This window comes from Streptomyces sp. NPDC001914 (assembly GCF_042891215.1).
GTDB lineage: Bacteria > Actinomycetota > Actinomycetes > Streptomycetales > Streptomycetaceae > Streptomyces.
Window position 1 is genome coordinate 234,709 of the sequence record NZ_JBIASW010000006.1, and the last position, 20,930, is coordinate 255,638.

The 20,930-nt window shown below is 73.1% G+C and carries 21 protein-coding genes; 12 read left to right on the top strand and 9 right to left on the bottom strand.

Annotated elements, in window-relative coordinates:
- Window positions 1–30: 30 nt before the first annotated feature.
- The 3 genes from murC to ACFYYF_RS19285 all read right to left on the bottom strand — a co-directional run bounded on the left by murC (window position 31) and on the right by ACFYYF_RS19285 (window position 2,958).
- Window positions 31–1,419, bottom strand: coding sequence for a UDP-N-acetylmuramate--L-alanine ligase (murC, locus tag ACFYYF_RS19275; RefSeq protein WP_388777195.1), 1,389 nt, complete (start codon window positions 1,417–1,419; stop codon window positions 31–33).
- Between the two features lie 139 nt (window positions 1,420–1,558).
- Complete coding sequence (locus ACFYYF_RS19280) at window positions 1,559–2,032, bottom strand: indole-3-glycerol phosphate synthase (RefSeq protein WP_361682012.1); 474 nt, start codon at window positions 2,030–2,032, stop codon at window positions 1,559–1,561.
- Window positions 2,033–2,148: 116 nt separating this feature from the next.
- Complete coding sequence (locus tag ACFYYF_RS19285; protein ID WP_388777197.1) at window positions 2,149–2,958, bottom strand: pyrimidine reductase family protein; 810 nt, start codon at window positions 2,956–2,958, stop codon at window positions 2,149–2,151.
- Here ACFYYF_RS19285 and zapE point away from each other — a divergent pair.
- From zapE to ACFYYF_RS19305, 4 genes are all read left to right on the top strand, one after another.
- Window positions 2,957–4,105, top strand: coding sequence for a cell division protein ZapE (gene zapE, locus ACFYYF_RS19290; protein ID WP_388777200.1), 1,149 nt, complete (start codon window positions 2,957–2,959; stop codon window positions 4,103–4,105). The genes ACFYYF_RS19285 and zapE overlap by 2 nt on opposite strands.
- Window positions 4,106–4,240: 135 nt before the next feature.
- On the top strand, window positions 4,241–5,365 hold the full coding sequence (locus ACFYYF_RS19295) for a slipin family protein (protein WP_388777202.1): 1,125 nt from the start codon (window positions 4,241–4,243) through the stop codon (window positions 5,363–5,365).
- A 143-nt stretch (window positions 5,366–5,508) separates the two neighbouring features.
- Entirely contained in the window at window positions 5,509–5,712 is a 204-nt protein-coding gene (locus ACFYYF_RS19300) for a hypothetical protein (RefSeq protein ID WP_388777205.1), read from the top strand.
- Between the two features lie 88 nt (window positions 5,713–5,800).
- Entirely contained in the window at window positions 5,801–6,553 is a 753-nt protein-coding gene (locus ACFYYF_RS19305) for a peptidyl-tRNA hydrolase (RefSeq protein WP_388777208.1), read from the top strand.
- 9 nt (window positions 6,554–6,562) lie between these two features.
- Here ACFYYF_RS19305 and ACFYYF_RS19310 read toward each other — a convergent pair whose 3' ends face one another.
- Entirely contained in the window at window positions 6,563–7,036 is a 474-nt protein-coding gene (locus tag ACFYYF_RS19310) for a hypothetical protein (protein ID WP_361681994.1), read from the bottom strand.
- Window positions 7,037–7,341: 305 nt separating this feature from the next.
- On the opposite strand from ACFYYF_RS19310, the gene ACFYYF_RS19315 reads away from it, so the two are divergent.
- Together ACFYYF_RS19315 and ACFYYF_RS19320 are read left to right on the top strand one after the other, a co-directional pair.
- The gene (locus tag ACFYYF_RS19315) at window positions 7,342–7,572 is read left to right on the top strand and encodes a DUF397 domain-containing protein (protein WP_355767705.1); all 231 of its coding nucleotides are present in this window, start codon (window positions 7,342–7,344) and stop codon (window positions 7,570–7,572) included.
- A gap of 129 nt (window positions 7,573–7,701) precedes the next feature.
- Complete coding sequence (locus tag ACFYYF_RS19320; protein WP_388777212.1) at window positions 7,702–8,622, top strand: helix-turn-helix domain-containing protein; 921 nt, start codon at window positions 7,702–7,704, stop codon at window positions 8,620–8,622.
- A gap of 44 nt (window positions 8,623–8,666) precedes the next feature.
- Here the strand turns inward: ACFYYF_RS19320 and ACFYYF_RS19325 are convergent, their stop codons facing one another.
- Entirely contained in the window at window positions 8,667–9,485 is an 819-nt protein-coding gene (locus tag ACFYYF_RS19325; RefSeq protein ID WP_361681988.1) for an SAM-dependent methyltransferase, read from the bottom strand.
- A 358-nt stretch (window positions 9,486–9,843) separates the two neighbouring features.
- Between ACFYYF_RS19325 and ACFYYF_RS19330 the strand changes: the two genes are divergently transcribed.
- From ACFYYF_RS19330 to ACFYYF_RS19345, 4 genes are all read left to right on the top strand, one after another.
- On the top strand, window positions 9,844–11,205 hold the full coding sequence (locus ACFYYF_RS19330) for a DUF692 domain-containing protein (RefSeq protein ID WP_388777215.1): 1,362 nt from the start codon (window positions 9,844–9,846) through the stop codon (window positions 11,203–11,205).
- Between the two features lie 539 nt (window positions 11,206–11,744).
- Window positions 11,745–12,512: a DUF4142 domain-containing protein gene (locus tag ACFYYF_RS19335; RefSeq protein ID WP_388777218.1), complete on the top strand. Its 768-nt coding sequence runs from the start codon at window positions 11,745–11,747 to the stop codon at window positions 12,510–12,512.
- 169 nt (window positions 12,513–12,681) lie between these two features.
- Window positions 12,682–13,473, top strand: coding sequence for a TIGR04222 domain-containing membrane protein (locus tag ACFYYF_RS19340; protein WP_388777220.1), 792 nt, complete (start codon window positions 12,682–12,684; stop codon window positions 13,471–13,473).
- A gap of 169 nt (window positions 13,474–13,642) precedes the next feature.
- Window positions 13,643–15,232, top strand: a complete 1,590-nt coding sequence (locus ACFYYF_RS19345) for an alpha/beta hydrolase (protein WP_388777223.1) — start codon at window positions 13,643–13,645, stop codon at window positions 15,230–15,232.
- Window positions 15,233–15,341: 109 nt separating this feature from the next.
- On the opposite strand, the gene hemQ is transcribed toward ACFYYF_RS19345, so the two are convergent.
- The 3 genes from hemQ to ACFYYF_RS19360 form a co-directional block, all read right to left on the bottom strand.
- Window positions 15,342–16,073: a hydrogen peroxide-dependent heme synthase gene (hemQ, locus tag ACFYYF_RS19350; RefSeq protein WP_361681973.1), complete on the bottom strand. Its 732-nt coding sequence runs from the start codon at window positions 16,071–16,073 to the stop codon at window positions 15,342–15,344.
- A 4-nt stretch (window positions 16,074–16,077) separates the two neighbouring features.
- The gene (gene hemG, locus ACFYYF_RS19355; protein WP_388777225.1) at window positions 16,078–17,532 is read right to left on the bottom strand and encodes a protoporphyrinogen oxidase; all 1,455 of its coding nucleotides are present in this window, start codon (window positions 17,530–17,532) and stop codon (window positions 16,078–16,080) included.
- A gap of 126 nt (window positions 17,533–17,658) precedes the next feature.
- Window positions 17,659–17,835, bottom strand: coding sequence for a hypothetical protein (locus tag ACFYYF_RS19360; RefSeq protein ID WP_388777228.1), 177 nt, complete (start codon window positions 17,833–17,835; stop codon window positions 17,659–17,661).
- Here ACFYYF_RS19360 and ACFYYF_RS19365 point away from each other — a divergent pair.
- The gene (locus ACFYYF_RS19365; RefSeq protein WP_388777230.1) at window positions 17,834–18,940 is read left to right on the top strand and encodes a DUF4349 domain-containing protein; all 1,107 of its coding nucleotides are present in this window, start codon (window positions 17,834–17,836) and stop codon (window positions 18,938–18,940) included. The genes ACFYYF_RS19360 and ACFYYF_RS19365 overlap by 2 nt on opposite strands.
- Before the next feature lie 27 nt (window positions 18,941–18,967).
- Window positions 18,968–20,386, top strand: a complete 1,419-nt coding sequence (locus tag ACFYYF_RS19370) for an FAD-dependent oxidoreductase (protein ID WP_388777232.1) — start codon at window positions 18,968–18,970, stop codon at window positions 20,384–20,386.
- A 67-nt stretch (window positions 20,387–20,453) separates the two neighbouring features.
- Here ACFYYF_RS19370 and ACFYYF_RS19375 read toward each other — a convergent pair whose 3' ends face one another.
- A complete protein-coding gene (locus tag ACFYYF_RS19375) occupies window positions 20,454–20,786 on the bottom strand; it encodes a hypothetical protein (RefSeq protein ID WP_365481870.1) in 333 nt (110 codons plus the stop codon).
- Window positions 20,787–20,930 lie beyond the last annotated feature (144 nt).

Consider the following 20,930-nt stretch of genomic DNA (forward strand, 5'->3'; position numbering starts at 1 on the left):
ACGCTCAAGGAGGCCCGCTGGGGGCCACGGTCACTCGGCCAGGCGGGCGAGGATCTCCGGTCCGAGATCCGTCACGTCGCCCGCGCCCATGGTGAGAACGAGATCACCGGGCTTGGACATTCCCGCGACGACGGACGGGACCTGGGCCTTGTCGTGGACCGGTGTCACCTCCGCGCCCGCGGTGCGGGCGGCCTGGATGATCAGCTCGCTGGTGACACCGGGGATCGGGTCCTCGCGGGCCGGGTAGATGTCCAGGACGACCGAGGAATCGGCCAGCGACAGGGCCTCGCCCATCTCCTTGCCCAGTTCCTGGGTGCGGGAGAACAGGTGCGGCTGGAAGACGACGAGGATGCGGCCCGAGGCCCCGGCCCGCATGGCCTCCAGGTCGGCGGTCATCTCGGTCGGGTGGTGCGCGTAGGAGTCGACGACCTGGACGCCGGCCGCCTCGCCCTTGAGCTGGAGGCGGCGCTTGACTCCGGTGTACGAGGCGAGCGCGGGGGCCAGCTCGGCGGCCGGGATGCCGAGGGCGACGCCCGCGGCCAGCGCGGCCACCGCGTTGTGGGCGTAGTGGCGGCCGGGGACGGAGACCGTGAAGGTCAGCTCGGCGCCGTCCAGCAGGACCGTCACCTCGCTCGTGAGACCGTGCGGGACCACGGACAGCACCCGGACGTCCGCGTCGCCGGCGTCGCCGTACGTCACCACGCGCACGTCACGGCCCGTGACGCGGCGGGTCAGTTCGCGGGCGCCCTCGTGGTCCGCCGAGATCACCAGCGTGCCGCCCTCGGTGACGCGGTCCACGAACGTCTCGAAGGACTCGTAGATCTCGTCCATGGACGAGTAGTTGGCGTGGTGGTCGAGCTCGACGTTGAGGATGATCGCGACCTCGGGCGCGTACTTGTGGAAGCTGCGGTCCGATTCGTCGGCCTCGGCGACGAAGATGTCACCGTCGCCGTGCAGGGCGTTCGAGCCGGGGGCGTCGAGGTCGCCGCCGATGGCGTACGAGGGGGCGAGGCCGAGCGAGGACAGGGACACGGCCAGCATCGAGGTGGTGGTCGTCTTGCCGTGGGTGCCGGCGACCGCGATCGGGCGCAGTCCGTCCATCAGACGGGCGAGGGCGTCCGAGCGGTGGACGACGGGGATGCCCAGCTCGGCCGCGCGGGCCAGCTCGGGGTTGTCCGCGCGGATCGCGGAGGAGACCACGACACAGGTGGCGTCCGCGGCGAGGTGGTCGGCCGCGTGCCCGATGTGGACCGTGGCGCCCAGCGCGCGCAGCGCCTCGGCGGTGGCGGACTCCTTGGCGTCGCTGCCCGCCACGACGGCTCCGCGCTGGGCGAGGATCTTCGCGATGCCCGACATCCCGGCGCCGCCGATGCCGATGAAGTGCGGTCGGTCCATCGCGGTAGGAAGGCCGGGTGCCATGCGTGTTTCTCCCCAAGATCCGGTACGAAGGTGGGTGCGCTCTCCCGAAGGGAACGCGGCCCCAGCCTATGGGGTGCGACCGGCGCCGCCTCACGAGGGACACCGGCGACCGCACCCCGGGCGCCCCTCGGGGCCCCGGTCAGGCCTTGCTGTGCGAGAACAGCTTCAGGACCGGCACACCCACCTTGTGGCGCGCCCGGGAGGCCCAGTCGCGGTGGAAGAACTCCTCCACGTAGTGGGGGTCGGTCAGCACGATGACCTCGTCGGCCTCCACCTGGTCGACCAGGGTCTTCAGCGCGTCGAGGGGGTGGTCCTCGATGAGCCGGCCCTCGGCCGTGCTGCCGGAGCCGCGCAGCGCCAGCAGCGACACCTCCAGCGCCCGCTCGCCCTGGCCGGCGGCCGCCTCGCCCTCCGGTGTGTCGCCCTCGTGGGTCGCCTCGTCGATCTCGCCCATCGCGACGTCGTCGATGGCCCGCAGCAACCGGTCCGCCTGGTCGCCCCGGGGCTGGAGCAGTACGTGGAAGGCGACCGACTCGTCACCGTGCAAGGTGGTGACGAACTCCACGTCGGCGGACGTCAGGGCCTTCTCGATCATCAATACGCTCGTGAACACGACAGGCGCCCTTCTCGTCCGTGGGCCGTCCCGGCCCCCTGCGGAAACCATCCTGCCCCGTGACAGCACGGGTACTGCGCGAATTAGTGTGCCCGTCCGAAGAGAAACGGAATCTCTTATTCCGACTGTCGGTCGGATCGGCGGTACCGGCCGTACAGGAACCCGTCCTCCTCCAGCAGGGACGCCAGCTCGAAGTGCCGGGGCACCGGCACCGAGGGCCCTCCCGCGATCCGCTGGGCGTCGCCCGCGACGAGCATCGGGGACAGCGTCAGACACATCTCGTCCAGGACACCGGCCGCGACGAACTGACCCAGCAGCCTCGGCCCGCCCTCGGTGAGCAGCCTGGTGTGCCCGAGGTCACCCAGGGCCCGTACGGCACGGGCGGGATCGACCCCCGCTCCGTCCCCGGCGATCACCACCCGCGCGCCGGCCCGCTCGGCCTCGGCGATCCGCTCCGGCGCCGCCGCGGCACCGGTCAGCACCAGCGTGGGCACCAGGGGCGAGGTGAACAGCGGCAGCGAGAAGTCCAGGTCGAGGCTGGCCGTGACCACCGCGATCGCGGGCGCGGGGCCCTGCCCGGCGGCTTCCCGCAGTGCCGCGAAGGCCTCACGCGCGCGGGCCGGCCGGTAGCCCTCCTGCCGCACCGTCTCGGCGCCGGCGACCACGACGTCCGCGAGTCCCCTGAGGACACCGAAGATCCTCATGTCGGTCGCGTTCGAGATGGGCTGCGAGCGCCCGTCGTGCTGGGCGGCGCCGTCGAGCGTGGACACCATGTTGGCCCGCAGCCAGGGCCGCCGGACGTCGGGGTAGGCGTACGCCTCCGCCAGTTCCCCGAGCTCCCACTCCCGCTCCGTCCCACCCGCCCCGGGGGCCTCACCGGAGGGCTGTGCTGCTGTTTCATAGGTCACAGGGAACAGGCGTCGCATGTCGTGCAGTGTGGCACGGCGCATAGAGTGGGGAACCGTGTCGTCCACCTCCACCGCCTCCGCGATCGACCCGATAGCCGAAGCGGCCCCGCTGTCCCTGTGCGCCCGCGAGCCGCACGTCCCCGCCGACCGGCTCGTCGCCGAGATGGTGCCGCCGCCGCGCTTCGACTCGGTCCGCTTCGCCACGTACATCCCCGACCCGAACCAGCCCAGCCAGACCGAGGCCGTGGGCGTCCTCGAGGCGTTCGCCGCGGGTCTCGGCGGAGCGCACGCCGTGGGCGCGCCCAAGCGGCGGCTGTTCGGCTTCGGCAAGGGGGCCCCGAAGACGCCGACCGGTCCCCGGGGCGTCTACCTGGACGGCGGCTACGGCGTCGGCAAGACCCACCTCCTCGCCTCCCTGTGGCACGCGACCCCGGCGGAGCCCTCGCTCAAGGCGTTCGGCACCTTCGTGGAACTGACGAACCTCGTCGGCGCGCTCGGTTTCCAGAAGACCGTGCAGACCCTCTCCGGGCACCGCCTCCTGTGCATCGACGAGTTCGAGCTCGACGACCCGGGCGACACCGTCCTCGTCTCCACCCTGCTCGGCAAGCTGGTCGACGCGGGCGTGGCGCTCGCCGCCACCTCGAACACACTTCCGGGCAAGCTCGGCGAGGGCCGGTTCGCGGCCGCCGACTTCCTGCGGGAGATCCAGGGCCTGTCCGCGCGCTTCCGCCCGCTGCGCATCGACGGCGAGGACTACCGCCACCGCGGACTGCCCGAGGCGCCCGCCCCGTTCTCCGACGAGCAGGTCACCAAGGCCGCGTACGCCACCGACGGCGCGTCCCTCGACGACTTCCCGCACCTGCTCGATCACCTCGCGCGCGTGCACCCCAGCCGGTACGGCGCCCTGACCGACGGGCTCAAGGCGGTCTGCCTGACCGACGTGCAGCCCGTCCCGGACCAGTCGACGGCGCTGCGGCTCGTCGTGCTGGCCGACCGGCTCTACGACCGCGAGGTGCCGGTCCTCGCCTCCGGAATGCCCTTCGACCGGCTGTTCAGCGAGGAGATGCTGAACGGCGGCTACCGCAAGAAGTACTTCCGCGCGATCTCCCGGCTGACCGCGCTCGCCCGCGACGCGAAGGGGCTCGTGGCGAACCACGGAGCCTAGGGCGTGTCCGGTGCGCCCGGTACCGCGGGACGCCCGCGGCACCGGGACCCCCTCCGCACCGACCGGTAACAACCGCGCCCCCGCGACGTAGAGTGGAATGGCCAGACACATCAGGCGGCTCGGAAGGGGGTCGTCATGGTCCAGGAACTCGTCGTGGCGATCACGGCGGCCTGCTCCGCCTCGGTGATCTACGTCGCCGCCGCCGCCCGCGTCGTCAAGCAGTACGAACGCGGGGTCGTGTTCCGTCTCGGGCGGGTGGCGGGCGAGGTCCGCGCCCCCGGCTTCACCATGGTCGTGCCGTTCGTGGACCGGCTGCGCAAGGTCAACATGCAGATCGTGACCCTGCCCATCCCGGCCCAGGAGGGCATCACCCGGGACAACGTGACGGTCCGCGTCGACGCGGTCGTCTACTTCAAGGTGGTGGACGCGACGAACGCCATCATCCAGGTCGAGGACTACCGCTTCGCGGTCTCCCAGATGGCACAGACCTCGCTCCGGTCGATCATCGGCAAGAGCGATCTGGACGACCTGCTCTCCAACCGCGAAAAGCTCAACCAGGGGCTGGAGTTGATGATCGACAGCCCGGCCATCGGCTGGGGCGTGCAGATCGACCGGGTCGAGATCAAGGACGTGTCGCTGCCCGAGACGATGAAGCGGTCCATGGCCCGGCAGGCCGAGGCGGACCGCGAGCGCAGGGCCCGGATCATCAACGCGGACGCGGAACTCCAGGCCTCCAAGAAGCTCGCGGAAGCCGCCGGTGTCATGTCGGAACAGCCGGCCGCCCTCCAACTGCGCCTCCTGCAGACCGTGGTGGCCGTCGCCGCGGAGAAGAACTCCACCCTCGTCCTGCCCTTCCCCGTCGAACTGCTGCGCTTCCTGGAACGGGCCCAGAGCGGACAGCAGCCGCCCGTGGCGCCGTCACGGCCGGAACAGCCGCCGGGCGCACCGCCACCGGTGGAGCGACGGCCCGGGGTCGAACCCGTGGAGCCTCCCCCCGCGCAGGACCGGCTCGCCAGAACGCTGGGGGCGATCGGCCTCCCCGAGGCGTTCGCCGACACGGACGGGCTCGGGGTCCCGGACACCTTCGGCATCCTGGGCGAGCCCCGGGTTCCGCTGGAGCCCGAGGGACCGAAGGACGCCGGCGATCCGGACGGGACCGGGAACCCGGACGGGTTCGGCGGTGCCGATGGCTTCGGGAACGAGGCGGACCGGACCGGGACCGAGGAGAAGCGCGCGGAGCCGGAGGCCCCCGCGGGGTGACGCCGGGTGCCGGAGGCCCCGCGAGGTGACGGCTGGTGCCGGAGGCTCCGCGCGAGGTGGCGCCTGGTGCCGCAGGCCCCCGTGGGCTGACGCCGGGGCCGCCCACGCCGCCGGTGGAGAACTCGCGGTCCTAAGCTGGCCGCATGAGCGACGACTACTGCGCGAGCGGCGCGGACGGCCCGGCCGGTGAGTCCCGCGGCGCCCTCGAAGCGGCGGGGCAGGACGGGCCGTACGCGGAGTGCGTGCTGTGCCGTGAACCGACCGAGTACCCGGAGTCGTACAAGGGGATCACGCTGTGCCCGGTCTGCGACTGGCAGGAGGCGCAGCGCACCGCGTGCTCGGGGTGACCGGCGCGCGCGGACGGTCCGCGGAACGGGCGGCTCGGGAACCGGACCGTCCGTCCGGAACGGATCTTCCGCCTGGCAGACTGGGGACGTGAGCCGCGACGACCCGACCCCCGCCGACGACAGCCCGTTCCGTGACGAGTCCACGGTGCGCGACGAGGCGCGGCAGTTCGTGCTGCCGCTGGTCGTGCGCATCGAGAAGGCCGCTCCCCCGGCGCGCACCGACGCGCTGGAGACCGCCGCCCGGGCCGTGCTGACCATGCTGAGCGACGAGCGTTCGCTCGGGGACGGCATCTGGGCGCAGGCGATGCGGGACTGGCAGGACGCCCGGATCCGCAAGGTCGTACGGCGGGCGCGCGGAGCGGAGTGGCGGCGGGCCGAGGCGCTGCCCGGCATCACCGTGACCGGCCGGTCCGCGGAGGTACGGGTGTTCCCGCCGGTGCCGCTGGACGGCTGGCCGAAGGAGCTGGCGCGGCTCCAGGTGTCGGGTACGGATCTCGACGATCCGGAGCCGCCGGCGCCGGCCGATCCGTCGGCGCCCGTGCTGTGGCTCAACCCGGAACTCGACATGTCGGCGGGCAAGACGATGGCGCAGACGGGCCATGGGGCCCAACTGGCCTGGTGGGAGCTGTCGGAGAAGGAGCGGACCGCCTGGCGCGGGGCGGGTTTCGCCCTCTCGGTGCGCACCGCGGATCCGGCCCACTGGAGTGAACTCAGCGTCTCCGACGTGCCGTTGGTCCGTGACGCGGGGTTCACGGAGATCGCTCCCGGACTGACGGTCGCCGTCGAGGGACACGACCGCGTCGGCGCCCTGCCGCAGGACGCCCCGGATCCGGCCGGCTGACGCCGGGCCCTACTCGGCCAGCGTGGTGGCGAGTTCCGCGGTGACGCGGACGATCTCGGTGTCCGGCTCGGCCAGCAGGTGCTGGAGGGTGCCGCGGTGGGCGCGGACGGCCTGGCGGGCCTCGCGCTCCCAGCCCACCCAGTTCTCCCGGCGGTTGAGGAGCTTGGGATAGGCGGCGGCCGTGCGCTCCCACTGCCGGGCTTCCGCGATGTCCCTCAGGAGCTGGATTATCTGCACGCGGCAGGTGACCTGGGGGAGTTCGGCGAGCTCCCAGAGGAAGGGGACGGTGGCGGCCGTCGCCTGCTCCACGACGAATCCGAACTGGCAGATTCGTTCCCTCAGGTCCTGGAGCGCCGCTCTGGCGGTTGCCGCGTCACCCCAGGCGACGGTGTTGAGCAGGAAGGGGATGGCTTCCGCCGACCCCTTGGAGTCCTTGATCTCGTCCCACGACACGCGTTCCAGGTTCCTGAGTGGTGTGGCCATTTCCGCTCCCTCCGAAGGCGTCGGACAGTGCCAGGTGCGCGGGCGGGCCGAGGCTCCGTCCCGGACGATCACGCTCCCCGGGGAGCGGCTGATCTGACGTCAGTACAGGCCTCTGGCAACGAGGTTGACGCCACGGCTATTATCCACGCTGACAGCGCCTTCGTGCAATTGCACGAGAAATTGCACGAAGACGGAGAGGCGCATGGGCCGCGTGGGGCCCGGGCCGCAGGCCGCGCCCGGGCGGCCCGCCCGGGCGCGCACCTGGTGGAACGTCTGCGTGGAACGTCAGCAAGGAGAGTGCGTTGGTGCCATCAGTGCCGAACGGAGTGCGGGCCAGCTCGCTGGGCGCCTCCTGGATCAAGAGCAGGCACAGCAATGCCGAAGGCAACTGCGTCGAGGTGGCCGCACTGGGCGACGGGCGGATAGCCGTCCGCAACTCCCGCGACCCCGACGGCCCGGCACTCGTCTACACCCCGGCGGAAGTGGCCGCGTTCCTGGCGGGCGCGAAGGACGGGGAGTTCGACCACCTGCTCTGAACCCGGCCGCCGGTGCGCCGAACTCCGTTGAAACGGAAGGATGGTTGTCCACTTCTGTCTCTCCATGCGGCAGAGTCCGGCGCAGTGCGATAATTTTGGCTGTCTTCTGCCGGTCGACTGGGAGTCAGGATGTCCGTCGAGTCACCCCGCGTCTCCCGCCTCGAACCGTATCTGAGCCGGGAGGAGCCCGCCCCCACTCTGCTGAAGATGCTGGTCGGCGTGCAGCTCGCCGGCGCCCGCGAGGACGCGGGGCTCTCCCAGGAACAGGCGGCGCGCTCCCTCGGGTTCAGCGCGGCGAAGCTGTCGCGCATAGAGGCGGGAAAGGGCCGCCGGCCCCCGACCGAGGACGACGTCCGCGCGCTGCTCGGCCTGTACGGGACCGAGGAGTACGAGATCTCGGTCCTGCTCAGACTGCTCAAGCGCGCGGGCGAGCCGGGGTGGTGGCAGCGCTACGACAAGCGGCTGATGCCCGAGTGGTTCGACCGGCTGGTCGGACTCCAGGAGGCGGCCACCACCATCCGCACCTTCGAGATCCAGTACGTTCCGGGCCTGTTGCAGACCCCCGAGTACACGCGTGCCGTGGTGGAACGCGGGCTGCCGACGGCACCCGCCGCCGAGGTGCAGCGCCGGGTGGAGCTGCGCACGCGCAGACGGGAGCTGCTGGACCGGGCGGACGCCCCTCAACTGTGGGCCGTCGTCGACGAGTCCGTGCTGCTGCGTGTCCTGGGCAGCCGTGAGGTGATGCGCGCCCAGCTCGAACACCTCATCGAGATGACCCAGCGCCCCCATGTGGTCGTGCAGATCGTGCCGTTGGACGTCACCAACGCCTCGGCGCCGGCCATCCCGGTCACCTATCTGCGCTTCGGCGGCGTCGAACTGCCCGACATCGTCTACCTGGAGCACATCAGAAGCGCCAACTTCCTGGAGGACCGCGACGAGACGGAGGAGTACCGGGTGGTACTGGACCGGCTCGCCGACGAGGCCCTCAGTCCCCGCGCGTCCCTCGCGCTGCTGCGCGGCACGGTGGAACAGCGGTACGCGGCGAACTAGGGCCTGTCGGACGGGAACGGCCGGACGGGAATGGCCGGACGGCCCTAGCGGATCCGGCCGACCCCGCCGAACTCGATCCACTCCTGCGTGAGCTGGCGCGGTACGACGTCGGTGTCCGGACGCCAGGTGGAGACCTCGACCAGTCCGGGTTCGAGGACGTCCATGCCGTCGAAGAACTCCTCCACGTCCTTCTCCTGACGGACGCGGCCCCAGTGCCCCTGCGTCGCGGTGTCCATGAAGCCGGTGACGAAGTCGCGGACCTCGGCGTCCTCGCTGACCAGCTGGCACATCACCATGAAACTGCCGGGCGCCAGCCGTTCGGCGACCCGGCGGATCACGGGGAGGGGCCCGTCCGTCTCGCTGTCCGGGATGCAGTGGAACACCGAGTTGAACAGCACGGCCACCGGCTGCGAGAGGTCGATCAGCCGCCGGGTGTCGGCGTGGTCGAAGATCTCGTCCGTCTGCCGCAGATCGGCGTGGATGACGGCGGTCCGCTCGTTCTGGTCGAGCAGGGCCCGGCCGTGGACGAGCACCATCGGGTCGACGTCGACGTAGACCACGCGGGAGGTCTCGTCGACGGCCTGGGCGACCTGGTGCACGTTGTTCTGGGTGGGCAGGCCGGATCCGTGGTCGAGGAACTGCCTGATGCCGTAGCCGTCCGCCAGCGTCCGGACCACCCGCTGGAGGAAACGCCGGTTGTTCAGCGCGAGCGCGCGCGTGCTGGGGACGACCTTGTCCAGCTCCTCGCAGGCCGCCCGGTCGGCGGCGTAGTTGTCCTTGCCGCCGAGGTAGTGGTCGTACATGCGCGCGGCCGTGGGCACCGTGGCATCGATCGACGTGGACAGCTGCTCGCCAGGCTGCATCGTTCCCCCAGATCCGTGTCGGCCTGCCTGACCGGCGCGACCGGCAAACCATCTTAGGGAAACGGAAGTTGGCGTTACCACCCCCCGAACGAAGGACGCGGGAGGGCTTTCAGGCCAACTCTCGCCGCCCGTTCCCGCTGGTGGCGCGAAAGGGCCACTCGCCCTCTCCGGTACCGGTCCGCTCGCCTCCGTCCGGGGCGGGACCGCCGGCGCGGAACCTCAAATCTTGCTCTGAACGTCCGCCCCGGTGGGTTCGGTCCCGGTCCCCTGGGCCATGACCTGGTCACGCCGGTGCACCGGCCGTCGTGGGGAGCGACGCAGAGGGAGGCGCGGCCGAGGCCGTGACGGAGGAGGGGACATGACGAAGCCGGGGCGGCTGGGTACGGGAATCGGGTGGCGGCCGGAGATAGCCGAGGCCGTGGAGCGGATGCCCGGCATCGACTGGGTCGAGGCGGTGGCGGAGAACGTGTGCCCCGGCCATCTGCCCGAGTCGCTGCTGCGCCTGCGCGAGCGGGGCGTCACGGTGGTGCCGCACGGCGTCTCCCTGGGTCTCGGCGGCGCCGACCGGCCCGACGAGGCGCGGCTCACCGCGCTGGCGGAGCGCGCCGAGGCGCTGGGTTCACCGCTCGTCACGGAACACATCGCCTTCGTCCGGGCTGGTGGCCCGCTCACCGCGTCACCGCTGCTGGAGGCCGGGCACCTGCTGCCCGTTCCGCGCACCCGGGACGCGCTGCGCGTCCTGTGCGCGAACGTCCGCGCGGCCCAGGCCGCGCTCCCCGTCCCCCTCGCCGTGGAGAACATCGCCGCGCTGATCTCCTGGCCCGGCGAGGAGATGACCGAGGGACAGTTCCTCTACGACCTGGTCGACCGCACCGGCGTCCGGCTGCTCATCGACGTGGCCAACCTCCACACCAACCATGTCAACCGCGGCGAGGACCCCGCGAGGGCCCTCGACGAACTGCCCGTCGAGGCGATCGCCTACGTCCACGTCGCCGGAGGCTTCGAGCGGGACGGCGTGTGGCACGACAGCCACGCCCACCCCGTCCCGCGGCCCGTGCTCGACATCCTCGCCGACCTCGCGTCCCGGGTGACCCCGCCGGGTGTCCTCCTCGAACGCGACGAGAACTTCCCCGGACCGGCCGAGCTGGAGCGGGAGCTCACCGCGATCCGGGAGACCGTGGAGAAGGCGGAGGCCGCGCCCCGGCCCGCCGGGCGTGACAGCGTGGCCCCGGCCGGGAGCGGCACCGCTCCCCTCGCGGCCGGACCGGACGACGCGGCCGCGACGGACTCCCCCGCCGACGCGGGAGACGCCCCCCGGCAGCGGGTGGCGCTGGCGCAGGCCGCCCTGCTGTCCGCGCTGGTCGCCGGGACCCCCGCGCCCGAGGGCTTCGACCGCGCCCGCCTCGGGGTCCAGGGGCGCGCCCTCGCCGCCAAACGCGCGGACGTCGTGGCCAAGGTGGCCCCGGAGCTGCCCGAGATCCTGGCCGACGGCTACCGGCCGGCGTTCCTCGCGTACGCGCAGCGGCGTCCGATGACCGGCGGCTACCGCCGCGACGCCCTGGACTTCGCCGAGCACCTGCTGCTCACGGGCCTGCCGGAGGGCGCCGGGACCCGGCGGCTGCGCGCGTGGTGGCTGGAGCGGTCGGGCCCGGCCCCGCTGTCCGGGCGGCCCGTGGCCCGGCTGGCCAGGGCCACCCGCAAGGCCCTGCTCCGCCGCTGAGCGACCCCACCTGCGGACGACACCGCCCCGCCAACCGGCCGACCCGCTGCCCCACGACCCCGCCGACCCACCAAATCGGCCGACCCGCCGCCCCACGGCCCGCCGAGCGGACGGCGCCGCCGCTCCAACCGGCCGACCCGTCAGCCCGCCGACCCGCCGACCCGCCGACCGGCCGACCCACGCCCCCGGACGACACCACCCCGCGCCCCATCGCCCCGCCGGCTCGGAGGCTCGGCACCCCGCCGGCTCGCCGGCTCCGCGGTAAGCACTCGGACCCCGGCGAGACGTCTCGGCCAGGCATCCGACACACCCCCTCCGCGGAGTGTGCCCGGAGTAACACCGCGTCCTGTGAAGGTGATGTGTGCGTCCGCTTCCTGTCGCTTCAGGCCGTTTTGGTGTCGGCGCGAACCACCGCAACAGGTGCCTTCCCCCCTCGGCCCGATCCGTTCTTCGTGTACGGCGGTTGACGTAGAGCCCGCAGTAGCATGCCAACCCGCACCCGAAGCGCATTAGCGTGCGGTGCCGCAACAGGAGGCACCATGCGATCCGACAACCGCAGCGGACCGGTCAGCGGGACAGGGCTCATCATCGCCGCACTGCTGGCGACCCTGGCCGCGCTGGCCTTTCCGATCTGGTCGTACGCGGACCGCGCCGGCACCGGCCTCGACACCCTGAACTCCGGAACCGTGCCGAGCCCGTACGGCCCGCTCTCGGGCCTGGACAGGGAGTTCGTCACCAGGGTCCGGCTGGCCGGACTGTGGGAGCTGCCCGCGGGCCAGCAGGCCCAGGAGCGCGGCACCACCCAGGCCGTACGGACGGCCGGACAGCATCTGATCGAGGGACACACGTTCCTCGACGCGCGCGTCCGCAGCGTCGCCGCGCGGCTCAGCCTGGAACTGCCCAGTCAGCCCAACGCGCAGCAGCGTCAGTGGCTGTCCACGCTCAGCGCGGCGCACGGCACGCAGTACGACCGGGACTTCGCGAACATCCTGCGCGCGGCGCACGGCAAGGTGTTCGCCATGGTCGCCCAGGTCCGAGCGAACACCCGCAACTCGCTCGTACGCGATCTCGCCGACGACGCGAACACCACCGTGCTCGACCACATCAAGGTGCTCGAGGCGACCGGATACGTGGACTTCGACGCGCTCGCCCGGGACGCGGCCACCGCGAGCCCGCCGCCGCTCACCAACTCCCCCGCGCCGCCCGGGCCGGTCCCGTCCCCTTCCTCACCGGCTCCCGTGACCCCGTCCTCGGGCTACCCGCTCCCCCCGGCCGCCTCGCGCCCCAACCCCTCGCCCGGCTCCTGAACGGACCGCCGGACCCTCAGGAGCCGCCCGGACCGGACGAGTTGAGGACGGTGCGAGGGTCGAGCACCGGGGCACACGACAAACGGAACGTCACACACCGGCAACGGCTCCGTCCCACATCGTGAATGGAGCATGGCGCCCGCCCGGTCCCATCGCATAGAAAAACGCCATGTTCTGGGTCCTTCTCCTGATCCTCGCCTGGGTGGCGGCCGGTGTCTCCTGCACCCGGCTGTGTCTGGCCGCGGTCCACGCCGCGTCGCTCGACGCCGACGCCGCGCACGGGCACGACCTCACGCTGTACGAGGCCGCGTTCCTGTCCGGCGGGCCGGCCCGGGTGGCCGACCTGACCCTGGTGTCGATGGCCCGGCAGCGCCGCCTGCTGCTCGCGCACACCGGCTGGGCCACGGTCGTCGACCCGCGCGGGCGCGACGACATGGAGCGCTCGGTCATCGGGGCGATCGGGCCCGAGGGCCAGTCCCGGATAGCACCGCTGCGGGCGGCCACCGCCGCCGCCGACTCCGTACGCCGTCTCGCGGACCGCCTGGTCGCGGCCGGCCTCGCCGTCCCCGACGGGGCGCGCACCACGATCGCGGGGGCCGTCCGCCAGGTCCAGGCCGCCGCGGCCGGGGTCCTCGCGCTGGGCCTCGTGGCCCTGCTGCTGCCGGGTCAGGCCCCGGGCAGCGACGTCCCGGTGGCCGTCTGGTTCCTGCTCCCGCTCATCCTGACGGTGAGCTGTCTGGCCATAGCCCGGATCGAGGTGCACCCCTGCACCCGCTGGGCCTCCCCGGCCGGGCAGCGGCTGCTCGGCACCCTGGCCCGGCACTCCGACGCGTCCGGCGACGACCGTACGTACCTCACCTCCGTCGCCGTACGCGGTGTCCGCGCGATCGGCGAGCCCGAACTGCGGGCGGCCCTGGCGCACCGCGACCGCGACACGTCCTGGCGGGAGGGGGCCCGCTAGGACAGGCCCGCGGCCCGGTCCGACACGCCCGGAAGTACCAAAGGGGCTGAAAGGAGCCCGCGGGGGCGCATCGGGGTCATTGGCGCCGACACCGGCGGGCGGTGCTTTACTTCGCCGACCGCCGAACGAAGCATCCTTCTGTCGCTGCCGCGCGCTGAAGGGATTCGCGATGAGAGCTGCCGTCCTCCACGGAACCGCAGGGTCCTTGCTGCTGACCGGCCTCGTCGCCGCTCCGGCGGGCGGCGCGCAGGCCTGGCCGGACCCGGTCGGATCCGCCGAGACGCGCGGCACCGCCGTCGCCGCCGGGCGCGCCGCCGCCGCGGGCATCCGCTTCGGCAGGTGCCCCAAGGTGGAGCACCTGCCGGCAAGCCTCCAGTGCGGCACGGTCTCGGTGCCCCTCGACTACGCCCTCCCCGACGGCAAACGGATCAGACTGACCGTCAGCCGGGTGAAGGCCACCGGCAAGGACCCGCACAACGCGCGGCACAAGGTGCCGCGCCAGGGCTCCCTCGTCTACAACCCCGGCGGTCCCGGGGCCTCCGGCATGTACTTCCCGCTGATCGGCCTCATGCCCGAATGGAAGCGGATCGGAGCCGCGTACGACCTCGTCGGTTACGCCCCCCGCGGCGTCGGCCGGTCGGCGCCGCTGTCCTGCCGGGACCCCCGGCACCCGCGCAAGCCGCTCCTGCAGGCCCCGGCGGTCCCCTCGGAGTCGTTCAAGAAGGCACGGATCGCGGAGGCCAAGGCGTACGCCCGCGGCTGTGCCCGGCGTTCGGGCGCCGCCCTGCGCCACTACACCTCGCTCGCCAACGCCCGTGACCTGGACGTGCTGCGGGCCGCGCTCGGCGAGCGGAAGCTGACGTTCATGGGTGCCTCGTACGGGACCTACTACGGGGCCCTGTACGCGACCCTGTTCCCCTCGCACGTACGCCGCATGGTCTTCGACTCGGCGGTGAACCCCGACCCCGAGAAGGTCTGGTACGGCAACAACCTCGACCAGTCGGCCGCGTTCGAGATCCGCTGGGCGGACTTCCGCGCGTGGATCGCCCGGCACGACAAGGTGTACGGGCTCGGCCGCACCGCCGAGGAGGTGCGGCGTTCCTACGAGAAGGCGCGGGCCCGGCTCGCCGCCTCGCCCGCGGGCGGGAAGGTGGGCCCGGCCCAGCTCCAGGGCACGTTCCTGCAGGCCGGGTACTTCGACGACTACTGGCCGCAGCGCGCGCTGGCGCTGTCCGCCTATCTGAAGGGCGATCCGAAGCCGCTGATCCAGCTGGCGGGCCCCCACCCGGAGGCGGCCGCCGAGCAGGAGAACGGCAGCGCGGTCTACACGGCGGTGGAGTGCAACGACGCGCCCTGGCCGACCGACTGGCGCACCTGGGACCGCGACAACACCCGGCTCGCGCGCGTCGCGCCGTTCGAGACCTGGGACAACGTGTGGATGAACCTGCCGTGCGCGTACTGGTCGGCGCCCCGGCAGAAGCCGCTCGACGTGCGGACACTGCCCGGTGAGCTGCCGCCGACGCTGATCCTCGCCGCCGAGCGGGACGCGGCGACACCGTACGAGGGAGCCAAGGAGCTGCAGCGACGGCTGTGGGGCTCGGTGCTGGTGACGGAGCACGGCGCCGGCACCCACGGGATCGGCGGCGGCCCCAACAGTTGCGTCAACGCCCATCTGGACGCGTATCTCCTGGAGGGCCGGCTTCCCGGCCGTGACGCGGGATGCGCACCGCACCGGGAGCCGGTGGCGCGGGCCCGCTGACCGGCTCCGCGGACACGGAAGGCGGGCGCCCCGCGAAGGGACGCCCGCCCTTTTGCGCGGGGACGGCCGGACCGGTGCCGGGACGGCCGGGCGAAAGGTGCCGGGACGGTCAGGCGAGGCCCGCGACCAGGTCGGCGACGTCCTTGCGGCGGCCGGTGTAGAACGGGACCTCCTCGCGGACGTGCATCCGGGCCTCGGAGGCGCGCAGGTGGCGCATGAGGTCGACGATGCGGTAGAGCTCGTCCGCCTCGAAGGCGAGCATCCACTCGTAGTCGCCGAGCGAGAACGAGGCGACCGTGTTCGCGCGGACATCGGGGTACCCGCGGGCCATCTTGCCGTGGTCGGCGAGCATCCGGCGGCGGTCCTCGTCGGGCAGCAGGTACCAGTCGTAGGAGCGCACGAAGGGGTAGACGCTGACGTAGTCGCGGGGCGTCTCGTCGGCGAGGAACGCCGGGATGTGCGAGCGGTTGAACTCGGCCGGACGGTGCAGCGCCATGTTCGACCAGACCGGCTCCAGGGCGCGGCCCAGCTTCGTACGGCGGAAGAGGTTGTACGCCTCCTGGAGCTGGTCGCTGGTCTCGGCGTGCCACCAGATCATGATGTCGGCGTCGGCGCGCAGCCCCGAGACGTCGTAGGTGCCACGCACGGTGACGTCCTTCGCGGCGAGCTGGTCGAACAGCTCCTGGACCTCGTCGGCGTAACCGGAACGGTCCTCGGGGAGCACGTCCTTCAGCTTGAAGACCGACCACAGGGTGTAGCGGATGACCTCGTTCAGGTCCTTGGCCAGCTTGCCCTTGTTCGGGATCCGGGCGGCCTCGGTGGTGGGGGCGTCGTCACTCATGAGGCTATTCTCCCGCGCCGCCGTGCAGGCTCTGCACCGGGTTGGCGGTGAGCTCGCGCACGCCGCGCGGGTCGCCGCCCAGCTGGTCGACCGCGGCGTACGCGCTCGCGATGCAGGCCGGGATGCCGACACCGTCGTACTGCGCGCCGCACACCGCGAGACCCGGCAGCTTGGCGACCTCCTCGCGGATGCGGGCCACGCGCGCGTGGTGGCCGACCGGGTACTGCGGCAGGCCGTCGTCCCAGCGGGTGACGCGGGTCGCGAGCGGTTCGGCGTCCAGGCCGGTGGCCTCGCGCAGGTCGTGCCGGGAGACGTCGACCAGGTGGGCGTCCTCCCGCTCCAGGATCTCCGTCTCGCCGTAGCGCCCCACGGAGGTGCGCAGCACCAGCACGTCCGGGTCCTCGTCGGCGATCCAGCCCCACTTGCGGGAGGCGAAGGTGGACGCCTTGATCGTGCGGCCGTCCACCGGCGGCACCAGGAAGCCGCTGCCCTCGGGCAGGGCGACGCCGGCACGGCGGTAGGCGAGGGTGACCAGGGCCATGGAGGCGTACTCGACCGTACGCAGCTCGGCGGCGGCCGCGGGTGATTCGGCGCCCAGCAGCGTGGCCGCGGCGGGGGCGGGAACGGCGACGACCACCGCGTCGGCCCGCAGGACACGCTCGCCGGCGACCACCTGCCAGCCCGTCGGTGCCGTCCGGCGCAGTTCCGTCACGGGAGTCCCGGTCAGGATCTCCCCGCCCCGGTCCGCCACCGAGCGTGCCACGGCGAGCGGCAGCCGGCCCACGCCGCCCTGGATGCCCATGAAGACCGGCCCGGTCTGCCCGCCCGCGGCCGCCCCGGCCTGGATCTCCCGGACCGCCTCCGTGAGCGAGTCATGGGTCCGCGCGGCCCGGAAGAGCTGCGGGACCGCGGAACGCATCGAGATGCGGTAGGCGTCGCCCGCGTAGACACCGCCCAGGAGCGGCTCGACCAGGCGGTCCACGACCTCGCGGCCGAGGCGGGCCGCCACGTACTCCCCGACGGCCACGTCGTCGCCGACCTCGGTGCGGGGCAGTTCGGCGTCGCGCTCGATGCGGGCGAGGCCCTCGTCCGACAGGACACCGGCCAGGGCGTCGGCCGTGCCCGGTACGCCCATCACATGGCCCTTGGGCATCGGGCGCAGCGCACCCCGGGTCCAGATCGAGGCCGTGGCGGTGGCCGGCGGCCGCAGCCGGTCGGTCAGGCCCACCTCGCGCGCCAGGTCCACCGCTTCCGGGCGGCGCGCCAGCATGGACTCGGCGCCCAGGTCGACCCGCACGCCCGCGATCTCCCCGGGAAGGAGCTTGCCGCCCACCCGGTCCGAGGCCTCGACGACGGTCACGCGTGTCCCGCGTCCGAGCAATCGGTGTGCGGCCGCCAGCCCGGCGATGCCGGCTCCGACGACGACGACGTGCCCCAGGTCCGGTCGTGATGCGCTCATGACCCCACCCTCTCAGACACCGGCGGCCCTCCCGCCAGGGCCGTGCGGCCCCTTCGAGTCCGGACCGTGACCGCATCGGGACCGGAGTACGCCAACGTCCCGTGCCCGTCCGGCGTCGAAGAAGCGTCAGTCGTCACCACCCTGGGGGTAGACCCGCATGCGCACTGCCAGCTCCGGACATCCGCTCCGGCCCGTGTCACCCGGCGAGTCCGGCTCGTCCGCCTCGTCCGCCTCGTCCGTCCCGTCGGTCCCGTCGGTCCCGGCCGCGTCGTCGGCGCGCGCCGGCCGTCCCGCCCGGCTCATGGCCGGGATGTTCCTCGTCACCGCGCTCGCGCTGACGGGCTGCGGCGCGGGAAGCGGGGCGGGAGGCAGCAACGACAAGTCGGTCGCGCGGAGCGACGCGAACGCCGCCCCCGCCGAGCAGGCGGACTCGGGGGCCGCGGGGGCCGCAGGGAGCGGCGCGTCGAACGGCCGCAAGGCCGCTCCGCCCAAGGTGACCGTGAACAGCATCATCCGTACGGCCTCCCTGACCGTCGTGGTCAAGGACGTTCCCGAGGCCCTGGACGACGCCCGCACGGCGGCCGAGAACGCCGGGGGCTACGTCGGCGACGAGACCACCACCCGCGACGAACGGGACCACGAGCGCACGCGGGTCGTCCTGCGGGTGCCCACCGAGCGGTACGACGAGGTGCTCACCGGCCTGGAGGGCGCCGGCAAGGTCGTCTCGCGGACCGCGAAGGCGGAGGACGTCACCGATCAGGTCGTGGACGTGGAGAGCCGCGTCAAGTCGCAGCGCGCCAGCGTGGCCCGGGTCCGCGAACTGATGGACAAGGCGACCAGGCTCAGTGATGTGGTGGCCCTGGAAGGGGAGTTGAGCACCAGGGAGGCCGATCTGGAGGCGCTGCTGGCCCAGCAGTCGTCGCTGAAGGACCGTACGAGCCTCGCCACCATCACGCTCACGCTGTCCGAGACTCCGGTGAAGAAGGCGGAGAAGAAGGGGTCCGACCCCGGCTTCCTCGACGCGCTCTCGGGCGGCTGGGACGTGCTGGTCACCGTGGTGCGCTGGCTGGCGCTGGCGATCGGCGCGGTGCTCCCCTTCGTGGTGGTCCTGGGTCTGATCGCCCTGGTGTGGATGCGCGGGGTGAGCCCCCGGCTGCGCCGCCGGACCCCGGCGGCCGCCTCGGGACCGGCTCCGGTTCCCGCTCCTGCGGTGGCGCCGGGCCCGGCTCCGGCCGCGGCTCCCGCTCCGGCGGTGCCCGCGGGGCAGGGACCGGCTCCGGTTCCGGCCGCGCGCCCGGCTCAGGCCCCCGCCGCGGAGCCGGCCGGCGGCGCGGCCGGCGGCACGGGTTCCGGCAAGGCGGGCGAGGCGGCCTCCGGCCCGGCTCGCGAGGGCCGCGGGGAGGACTGAAGTGCCGCGCCCCCGTAGCGTGTTCGTATGGGCATGAACGATGCGAACGGTGCGAGCGGCGGGCGTGACGACCGGGAACGGCTGGTCGTGATCGGGGGTGACGCGGCGGGCATGTCCGCCGCGTCCCAGGCACGCCGGCTGCGCGGTCCCGACGAGCTGGAGATCGTGGCGTTCGAGCGGAGCCACTTCACCTCGTACTCGGCGTGCGGCATCCCGTACTGGGTGGGCGGCGACGTCCCCGACCGGGACCGGCTGATCGCGCGGACCCCCGGGCAGCACCGGGAGCGCGCCATCGACCTGCGGATGCGCACGGAGGTCACCGAGATCGACGTGGCGGGCGCCCGCGTGCGGTCGCTGGACCTCGAGACCGGGGCCGAGGAGTGGACGTCGTACGACAGGCTCGTCATCGCGACCGGCGCGCGTCCGGTCCGCCCCGATCTGCCGGGCGCCGACGCGCCTGGCGTCCACGGTGTGCAGACCCTGGACGACGGGCAGGCGCTGCTCGACACGCTCGCGAGGACCGGGGGCCGCCGTGCCGTGGTCGTCGGCGCGGGCTACATCGGCGTGGAGATGGCCGAGGCGCTGATCAACCGCGGGTACGAGGTGACCGTCGTCAACCGGGGCACGGAGCCGATGGCCACCCTCGACCCGGACATGGGCCGCCTGGTGCACAAGGCCATGGAGGGCCTCGGCATCACCATGGTCGGAAACGCGGAGGTCACCGGGTTCCTCACCGGCGACGAGGGGCGGGTCCGCGCGGTCGTCACGGAGGAGGCCACCTATCCGGCGGACGTGGTGGTGCTCGGCATCGGCGTACGCCCCGAGACGTCGCTGGCCCGTGCGGCCGGGCTGCCGCTCGGCGACCACGGGGGGCTGCTCACCGATCTGTCGATGCGGGTACGCGGGCACGAGGACATCTGGGCGGGCGGCGACTGCGTCGAGGTGCTGGACCTGGTCTCGGGGCGCGAGCGGCACATCGCGCTGGGCACCCACGCGAACAAGCACGGGCAGGTCATCGGCTCCAACGTGGCCGGCGGATACGCCACGTTCCCCGGTGTCGTCGGCACGGCGGTGAGCAAGGTCTGCGATCTGGAGATCGCCCGCACCGGGCTGCGCGAGAAGGACGCGCGCCGGGCGGGCCTGAGGTTCGAGACCGTCACCGTCGAGTCGACGAGCCGCGCGGGCTACTACCCGAACGCCGCCCTCATGACGGTGAAGATGCTCGCGGAACACCGCACGGGACGGCTGCTCGGCGTGCAGATCGTCGGCCGGGAGGGCGCGGCGAAGCGTGTGGACATCGCCGCGGTGGCGCTGACCGCGGGCATGACGGTGGAGCAGATGACGATGCTGGACCTCGGCTACGCGCCGCCGTTCTCCCCGGTCTGGGACCCCGTCCTGGTCGCGGCCCGCAAGGCGGTGGCGAAGGTGCGGCAGACGGCACGGTGACGGGCGGGGCGGTGGGCCTCCGCCCCGCCCGGACGGTCCGCCGGGCGGCGCGCGGCCCGCGGACCGGCTACGCGGACTCGTTCCCCGCCGACCCGTTGATCCGGTCGATCGCCTGCCGGGCCTGCTCGGCGGGCGGCCGGGGCGGCAGCGAGGAGACCGAGGCGGCCGCGGTGACCGCGGGCGGGGTCTGGGCCGGCTTCGCGTGCGCCGCCGGCCGGGAGGAGCGCAGACGATGGCTGACGGCCTCGTCCAGGGTCACGGGCCGCTGCAACCGGGCCGCGAGCCGTCCGGCCTCCTGGCCGAGCGCGGCGACGTCCTCCCAGGGGAGGTGCACCACCAGCGCGATCTCCGCCTCGCCGTCGGGCAGGGCGTGCATCGGAGGAGTAACTCGGTCGCTCATGGCCTGTGTCCTCACGTCTTCACGTCGTCGCGTCGTCGTACCCGGGCCGCGTCGCCGGAGCGACGCGGGGGACTGAGGAGACATACGGGCGCAGGGGCACATGTGTTCAGTGGGGCCGGCGGGAAACCGCCCGCGGGCGGCCCC